Origin of the sequence: Streptacidiphilus sp. EB129, assembly GCF_041262645.1 — a bacterium.
Classification (GTDB): Bacteria; Actinomycetota; Actinomycetes; order Streptomycetales; family Streptomycetaceae; genus Streptacidiphilus.
This window is the reverse complement of record NZ_JBGCCS010000084.1, coordinates 1-7,090: the sequence shown is the minus strand read 5'-3', so window position 1 is coordinate 7,090 and position 7,090 is coordinate 1. Positions and strand designations below refer to the sequence as shown.

Below are 7,090 nucleotides of genomic sequence, written 5' to 3'. Positions count from 1 at the left end.
CGGTGTTCCGAGACCTGTATGGAAACCGCTGGGACTTGATCCAACTGAATCGGCGCAGTTGAGACGGCCGCCGACAGGGTGGTGCGGAAAGCGGGGCGGTGGCCCGTCAGGCCGCCAGGACGGGGCGTCGGCCCAGCGGGGGCGCGGCGACGGGCAGTGACGGGAGCAGCCTCGACGGGCGGCATTCCCGACGGGAATCCGACACGGCCGATGGGAGCCTCCCCGCGCGACCAACCGGCAGAAGCCCGGCGCGGGTTCGCCCGGGGGCCCCAGGGGACGCGGCGGCGGTGCGCTGGCGGTGGAGCGCGGCGCAGCGCGGTGGCGGAGCCTGGCGGGTGGGGCTGGGCTCGTGGTTCGGCGACCGGCTCGGCCGGGGTCAACGCGGTGCGGCCCGGCCCCCTGGTACTGCGGGACCGGACCGGATGGCAGAGAGCGGGTGCGCAGGCAACGGCGCAGCGAGCGCGCTCTGGAACGGGATGGTCACGGCCAGGATCGCCGTGTGGACCTTCCTGAGGGTGTTGTGACCAACTGTCCGAATGCATCCTGCGAGGTCACATCATGCAGTCCGGTGCGCGAACTCGTAGAGGCTGTATCTGCTGAGCTTGGTGGCGGCCTCGTTCCAGTCGGCTCCGGCACACTGGGAGACCAGCCGCTGGAAGAAGGTCTTGAGTGCGGGCCAGTCGAAGGTGCCGACGATCACGTGATGGGCACCCGGCATCGGGCCGTCGCGGTCGACCTGATCTTGTAGCCATCCTGGGGTGCAGACGATGAACTGGAACGACTCCTCTCCCGGGCCATCGGATGGCCGGGCCAGCATCTGCACCATGAACATGAACCGTTCGGGATCTTCGGGGGCGAAGGTGGTCGGGTCGATGTCCGGGGTGAGGAGATGACGGATCTGAACTCTCATGTGTTCTCCCGTGCCTTGATGGTGCGTTGGCTGATGTTGTCAACGCACCGGCCGCCCAGTCTCCGGCGGCTCACTGCCATTTGACGGCGACGGTGATGTGGATACCGAGGGTGGGTGCGGGCGAGGATCGCGGCGGGCAGTTCGGTGGCGAGCTGGAACAGGTCGGTGGACCGGGTCTCGGCGGGGCGGAGGCGGGCCCGGCGCGCGGCGGCCGGCGCGGGGGCGCGAGGGTGCGGGGGCGCGGCGGCAAGCGGCAGGCGGCAGGCCCGCGGCGGCAGACGGGCGCGGGATGGAGCGGGCGCGGGATGGAGCGGGCGCGGGATGGAGCGGGCGCGGGACGCAGGCCAGGGCGGCCCGCGGACTCCGACCGGTACCGGACAGCCCTTGCCGACCCGCTCCACGTGCGACGGTGCTCGCCCGCAACCCCGGGCGGGAGGATGTCACAGGCTCGAACCGGCCGCGGTATCAGGCTTCGTGGATTCTGTCCTGCGGCCGGGGCGGAAGGAGTGTCCCGTCGCGGTGAGCCAGACGAGCGCCGCGCATGTGAAGGCCACACCGGCGAACACCAGCGGGCGCGCGATGGAATCCTCCCGCCCGCTCGCCGGCAGCGCTCCTGCCGCGGCGAGGGCCAGCGGCGGCAACGCGCGGGAGCGGCGTGTGCCGCCCCGCTCGCCACGTTCGCCCCGCTCACCCTGCGCGCCCCGCTCACCCTGTGCGCCCTGCTCGCCCTGCTCGCCGCGTGGGAGCAGGGCGGTGGCCGTGGCGTGGCAGACGCAGGCCAGCAGGGTGGCGCCGAGGACGTCGCTGGGCCGGTGCCAGGAGAGTGCTTGCACGGCGCCGGCGGTGACGGCGAGCCAGAGTGCGCCGAGGGCCGCAACGTACGGTCGGGCACTTGGGGAAACCACGACTGCGGCCCCGAGAGCGAGTCCGGCCGTGATGGCGGTGGTACCGCTGGGGAAACTCGCGCCGGTGAGTCCCTGCGACGCTGAGACGAGCCCGGGACGGGGCAGGACGGCGTGCAACGTCATCGCGGTCGCTACGGTGGCCACCGCGATCCCGACACCGGCGACGCCCTGGCGCCAACGTCGGCGTAGCAGCGCTGCCGCCGCGATCAGGACGACGCCCGCGGCCATCGCCGCCGACCCCCGCTTCAGCGGCGGCAGGCCGGCTGCCAGGCTCCAGTGGAGGATCGACGCCCGGCCGGTCTGCCCGGCGACCAGCGCGTTCTCCGTTGACTGCCCGATCACGCTCCAGACCGCCAGGCCGTAGAGGCCGGCGAGCGCGAGCAGGAACCACAGGGCCGGTTTCAGTCGGGTGACCCGCCCGTGGAGCGAGGCCGACTCATTTCGACGACCCGATCCGGCATTCAGCCCCGCCGACGCGGCGTCGGAGCGCGTTTGGGTCGCGATGGGCTGTTCCTGGTTGTGCATCGTCCTATTCCTCGTCTGTTCGACGCGGACAGTCCTGCGGCGATCAGGTCGCGTCCTCGCTGCCCGAGCACCGCGCCGATCACCGTTACGCCGCCGCTCTCGGTGGGTAGCTCGGACCGGAACATGAAGCAGCCCCCTGCCGCGTCATCGGAGCCCGTCTTCATGCCGACGAATCCGTCGTGGCCGAGCAGGGCGTCGGTGTTGACCACGTCGTCGGCGACCGGCAGCGGGTACCTGCTGGTGGCCATCATGGCCGCGAGCGTTCCGTCCTCGGCCACACGTCGCGGTCCTCGTCCTCGACGGTGGCGTCGATGCAGGCGTATCCGGCCCGGTAGCGGACCTTGATCTCAGTGATCTGCGGCCAGCGTCGAGCATAAGTGGTCAGGCGCTGGTGCAGGGCCGCCGCCTTGGCGGCGCTCGGTCTGGCCATGACGCCTATCTTGCCCGACCCGGCGGCAGCGGTCGGCACCGGTGCACCGGACCGGTGCCGACCGCGAGTTCTGTCCCTCATCAAGACCAGCGGGCGGCCCCGGGCAGCCCCGGGGCCGCCGAAACGTCCCCGGGGTCAGGCCTACACGCAGCAGCAGACGTTCAGCGGGCCCGGACGGCGGACTCGCAGCGTTCACGCAGTTCCCTCAGCGTCAGGTTGCGGCGTTCGCCGCCGCGCTGCTCGCGCAGGATCGACACGTCCTTGCCCAGGGTGGAGCGGAGCTCCTGCTCCAGTTCCTCGGCCTCCCGGTAGCGTGCGGGCAGTTGTTCGAGCAGCTGGCGCCAGTGTCCGATTCCTCCCCTGACGCGTCGGCCCCCGCAGTTGTTGTGTTCGAAGCCGAGCCCGTACAGGGCGGGCGGCTCCAGGCCAGCTGACCGCACCCAGTCCAGAAGGTCGTTCTTGCGCCACGGGGCCGCCACGACCGAAGCTCGCTGACTGGCTGCGTAGGTCAGGACCGGGAGCAGTTGTCGGCGGGTTCCGAGAGCGGATCCTGCCTCGGGATCGGGAAACGTTGCCGAGAAGTGGCAGTACCTGCGTGTCGGCGCACGAGCTCAGCATGCTGCCTGCGGGTCGGCGACGCCGGTGCGGAAGACCGGCCAGCAGACTTCGGTCCGCCATAGTGCGCTGTCCGAGGTGTGGCGCTGGCCGACCAGGTAGTACTCGCGGATCGGGCCGGTCACGGCGAGCGCGTGGCGCGCGACGTGGGCGGCCAGCGTGCCGTAGGCGCGGTCGACTTCGGAGGGCGGCCCGCAGTGCTCGAGCACGGCGAGCTCCACCGCCGGGACCATCAGCGGTGTGACCCGGCCGACCGGCCGGACGGGGCCGTCGCAGGGCACGAAGACGGTGGCCTGCCCGCGGTGCAGGGTGAACAGCTCGTCCGTGTACACGCCGCCGGCGTGGCCGGTCTCCCTCAGCCCCTGGCCCGCCACGGTCGCGAACAGCTCGCCGAGGGCGCCCTGGAACCACGTTCCGGCGTCCTGGGCATCGACGGTCGCTGTGATCGCCGCGGCCTGGACGGCGCCGACGCTGCGCAGCTCGATCGCGGGCGAGTCCGCGGCGACTGGTGGAGACAGGAGGTCGCGCAGCGCCGCCACCGCGCGCTGGGTGCGGCCCAGTTCCTCCTCCAGTCGGTGCAGGTGCGCGTTGATGTGCTGGTTGCGGGTGGGGACGTCGGAGGTGGCCAGGACGGTCCGGATCTCCTCCAGGGGCATTCCAAGGTCACGGAAGCGGCGCACGACCTGGGCGGTGGGGATCTGCTCGGCCGAGTAGCGCCGGTAGCCGCTCTGCGGATCGACGCCGGCCGGTTCCAGCAGCCCGATCTCGTGGTAGTGGCGCAGGGTTTTGACGGTCATGTGGGTGGCGCGGGAGAAGTCCCCGATCGACAGGTAGCTGATCACCCGTCGATTGTGCGGCCTCCCGCAGGGGGAGAGTTCGGCCGCACTGTTGCCTTGACTCTCCCGCGACGGCCACCGGGAGCCTGGTGCCCACGGCCGGAACCCGGCCGATCACGCACCGAACAGGGGAGTTGACCCACCATGTCGCAGACCACCGCAATCGACGTCGACCGGATCGTGCAGCGCTACATCGCCGTGTGGAGCGAGCCGGACCCGGCCGCACGCGAGCGCGCCGTGGCCGAGCTGTGGGTTCCGGACGGCGTCGAGTTCGTCGAAGGCGCTCAGTTCCGCGGCCGCGCCGGGCTGGTCGACCGGGTCGCGGAGGCGCACGGACTGTTCGTCGCCACCGGCGACTACCACGTCACGGACGACAACCACGTCACCGTTCACGACGACGTCGTTATGTTCACCATCCAGCTGACGTACGCCAAGGGCCCCCAGGCCGACGAGGTGGCCTTCGCGGCCCGGGTCTTCCTCGTTCTGGACGACGACGGCCGGATCCTGCAGGACTACCACCTGACCGTCCAGCCGCTGCCCGAGGCATAGGGCCTGGCCGGGCCGTCCGGCGCGGTCGATGGCCTCTCACGGCTGAGGGTCTTCCTCGTCAGCGGGGCACCACGCCGGGCGGCCCATAACCAGCGGAGTTCAGAAGGCGACAGCCCACGTTCAAGGCCAAGCACAACCGCGGCCCCGAGACAAGCACCCGAGTGCTCTCGATTCTCGACGACACCGATTCTTGGCTCCACATGGTGCTCTCGTCGCTGACCAACATCTGTTCCCGGTATTCGGTTCTGGCACAGATCTCGGGGAGCGGTCGCGGAGCGTCACCTCGGTGTTCGATTGCGAGGAGCAGGTCCGCGTGAGACCGCGTACGCCTTGACTTCTGCCAGCCCAAGTGACGCTCCATCGGGTCTCTGGCCATCTCTGTCGTGACTTGCTGTGGCCGGTGACGGTATTGGTCATGCGGACCGACGTATCGTTCTGGGAATCGCTGGTGTTCGACGGTATCGACGGCCTGGACGTCGAGCAGCGGACTGTCCGCGTCGCACGTTCGCCGAGCCGTTCACCCGGTTGACCGCCCCGTACGCACGGCGGTCGATCTGGGCGAGCTTGTCGTTAGCGCTGTTCCAACGGGGCCCTCCGTGTGTCTAAGTGTCGGCCATGACCGGACACCGTCCGTCCAACCGCTGACCCGGAACGCCGTGCGCGGCATCGTGTCATCGTGCCCGGTAGCGTCGACGGAGTGCATCGAGCGGCTGGCTGATGACGCGTGGGCCAAGTGCGGCGAAGCGGAGCCGCTGGGTGATCGCGTGTCCCGTTTCGGCGACCGGGTCCGCGTGTCCTTCGAGACGACGTTCGGCAAGCGTGACCCGACCGGCCGGTACATGCTCCCGGAGCCCGCTGGGACGTGCTGCCGGGTGCGGCCACTATTGAGGTCATCGACCGGGCGGGAGGGGCGGCATGACCGACAGCGGCGCGCAGTGGCTGGTTCGGCACGGGGTGCCCCTCGCCGCCTCCCCCGAGTTCGCCTCCTGGTTCGCCACCCTGCCGGAGCCCCGGGCTGGGATCAGGTCCAGCCCGGCGACCACTGCGACCGCTCGTACCCGGGCGAGCACCGGGAAGGGCGCCTGTATCGGTGACCGGCCTTCAGCGTGCCCGCGGTGCCACCCTTTTCTCTTCGGCCCGGGCGCGCAGTGCGACTGCCTTCTCGGAGTCCCCGTACCACCACCACGTGTACACGGTGATCGCGATCCAGAAGACGCTCAAGAACACGAAGGGGAGGGTGAGCGCGAAGTGGGTGTGGGGCTTGGACAGGCCGTATGCGGTGAGCGCGGCCATCAGGACGACACCCCGCAGGAGCGAGAGGAGCGTCTTCTTCACACGTAGGGACATGCGGGCACCTTAGGGCCCGATCGGTAGGCGCGGGCCGTGAGGCCACCTCAAAGCTGCAGCAAATGGACATGATCGAGAGGGAATCGCAATGAACGTCGCCGGGTATGGCCGGACGCCTATCGACGGGCTACCGCCCACACGACCCCGGACGACAACAACGCAGGCGCCAGTATGGATGGCATGGCTGACGCAGACGCTCGGTTCACTTGGGCGGACGAGCTGGAAGGGGACTCCTTCCTGCCGGCCGTCGCGCTCGCCGAGGGGCCCTGAAACCCGTCAGCACGGCCGGCTCGCCTGAAGGCGCCGCATCCATGCCAGCGATGAGCGGCTTCGCGGGGTCGATTCCGGCATTTGCTAGCATCTGGTATCGGTACGTAGCTACTGTGGGGTCATGGCTAAGTGGTCGCCTCCGGAAGTCCTTCGGGGGTTGACTCCGGAGGCGGCGTCGTGTGGGGCTGGTCAGATGTCGGAGGCTGGGAGGTCGAAGGCGCAGGCGCAGTCCAGTGCGTGCCGCTTCCGGGGCCTGGGTCCTCAGACGGAGCGCTTGGCCATGACGACCACACCCGGCCCGGTCTGCTCATCCGCAGGGAGCCGGAGTTCGGCGACCGGGTGCAGTCCGGCCTGCTCGATCAGGTCCACGAGCTGCTCCGGCCGCCACTTGTGCGTAGTCCAACGAACGGGTACTCCGCCGTAGGCCTCGGTGCGCACCGCATCCTCGTCGCCGACGTGTGTGGCGGCGATGAAGTGCCCGCCCGGCTTCAGGGCGTGCGCGAAATGGGCGAGGACCTGTGGAAGGACATCGCGGGGGAGGTTGAACAGTGACCACCACCCGAGCACGCCGCCGAGGGAGGCTTCACCGAGGTCGAGCTCGGTGGCGGAGGGGGCTTCCCCCCAATCGGTGGACATCACGGACACTGGATCTCGTGGATTCAGAGGAAGAGATGGCACCGATGGTGCACAAGTACTACTCAGC

The 7,090-nt window shown here is 70.1% G+C and carries 8 protein-coding genes and 1 pseudogene; 1 reads left to right on the top strand and 8 read right to left on the bottom strand.

Features of this window, described 5'->3' with window-relative positions:
- Window positions 1-556 precede the first annotated feature (556 nt).
- From ABH925_RS37325 to ABH925_RS37300, 6 genes are all read right to left on the bottom strand, one after another.
- A complete protein-coding gene (locus tag ABH925_RS37325; protein WP_370156020.1) occupies window positions 557-910 on the bottom strand; it encodes an Imm8 family immunity protein in 354 nt (117 codons plus the stop codon).
- 440 nt (window positions 911-1,350) lie between these two features.
- Window positions 1,351-2,340, bottom strand: coding sequence for a prepilin peptidase (locus ABH925_RS37320; RefSeq protein ID WP_370156018.1), 990 nt, complete (start codon window positions 2,338-2,340; stop codon window positions 1,351-1,353).
- Complete coding sequence (locus ABH925_RS37315) at window positions 2,277-2,618, bottom strand: hypothetical protein (RefSeq protein WP_370156016.1); 342 nt, start codon at window positions 2,616-2,618, stop codon at window positions 2,277-2,279. The genes ABH925_RS37320 and ABH925_RS37315 overlap by 64 nt, the downstream gene beginning before the upstream one ends.
- Window positions 2,588-2,770 carry a hypothetical protein gene (locus ABH925_RS37310; protein ID WP_370156013.1) on the bottom strand — a complete coding sequence of 61 codons (183 nt, stop codon included), beginning with the start codon at window positions 2,768-2,770 and terminating at the stop codon, window positions 2,588-2,590. Before ABH925_RS37310 ends, ABH925_RS37315 begins: the two co-directional genes overlap by 31 nt.
- A 161-nt stretch (window positions 2,771-2,931) precedes the next feature.
- Entirely contained in the window at window positions 2,932-3,249 is a 318-nt protein-coding gene (locus tag ABH925_RS37305; RefSeq protein WP_370156010.1) for a hypothetical protein, read from the bottom strand.
- 132 nt (window positions 3,250-3,381) lie between these two features.
- The gene (locus ABH925_RS37300) at window positions 3,382-4,227 is read right to left on the bottom strand and encodes a MerR family transcriptional regulator (RefSeq protein ID WP_370156008.1); all 846 of its coding nucleotides are present in this window, start codon (window positions 4,225-4,227) and stop codon (window positions 3,382-3,384) included.
- A gap of 138 nt (window positions 4,228-4,365) precedes the next feature.
- Between ABH925_RS37300 and ABH925_RS37295 the strand changes: the two genes are divergently transcribed.
- Window positions 4,366-4,770 (top strand): nuclear transport factor 2 family protein, encoded by a 405-nt coding sequence (locus ABH925_RS37295; RefSeq protein ID WP_370156007.1) that lies wholly within the window; start codon window positions 4,366-4,368, stop codon window positions 4,768-4,770.
- 1,101 nt (window positions 4,771-5,871) lie between these two features.
- Here the strand turns inward: ABH925_RS37295 and ABH925_RS37290 are convergent.
- Both ABH925_RS37290 and ABH925_RS37285 read right to left on the bottom strand, forming a co-directional pair.
- Window positions 5,872-6,117: a hypothetical protein gene (locus tag ABH925_RS37290; protein ID WP_370156005.1), complete on the bottom strand. Its 246-nt coding sequence runs from the start codon at window positions 6,115-6,117 to the stop codon at window positions 5,872-5,874.
- A gap of 531 nt (window positions 6,118-6,648) precedes the next feature.
- Window positions 6,649-6,996: pseudogene (locus ABH925_RS37285) on the bottom strand (SAM-dependent methyltransferase); the annotation flags it as partial.
- Between the last annotated feature and the right edge of the window lie 94 nt (window positions 6,997-7,090).

Coding starts and splice junctions, on each gene's coding strand:
- ABH925_RS37325 (WP_370156020.1), bottom strand. CDS start 910: ATGAGAGTTCAGATCCGTCATCTCCTCACCCCGGACATCGACCCGACC.
- ABH925_RS37320 (WP_370156018.1), bottom strand. CDS start 2,340: ATGCACAACCAGGAACAGCCCATCGCGACCCAAACGCGCTCCGACGCC.
- ABH925_RS37310 (WP_370156013.1), bottom strand. CDS start 2,770: ATGGCCAGACCGAGCGCCGCCAAGGCGGCGGCCCTGCACCAGCGCCTG.
- ABH925_RS37295 (WP_370156007.1), top strand. CDS start 4,366: ATGTCGCAGACCACCGCAATCGACGTCGACCGGATCGTGCAGCGCTAC.
- ABH925_RS37290 (WP_370156005.1), bottom strand. CDS start 6,117: ATGTCCCTACGTGTGAAGAAGACGCTCCTCTCGCTCCTGCGGGGTGTC.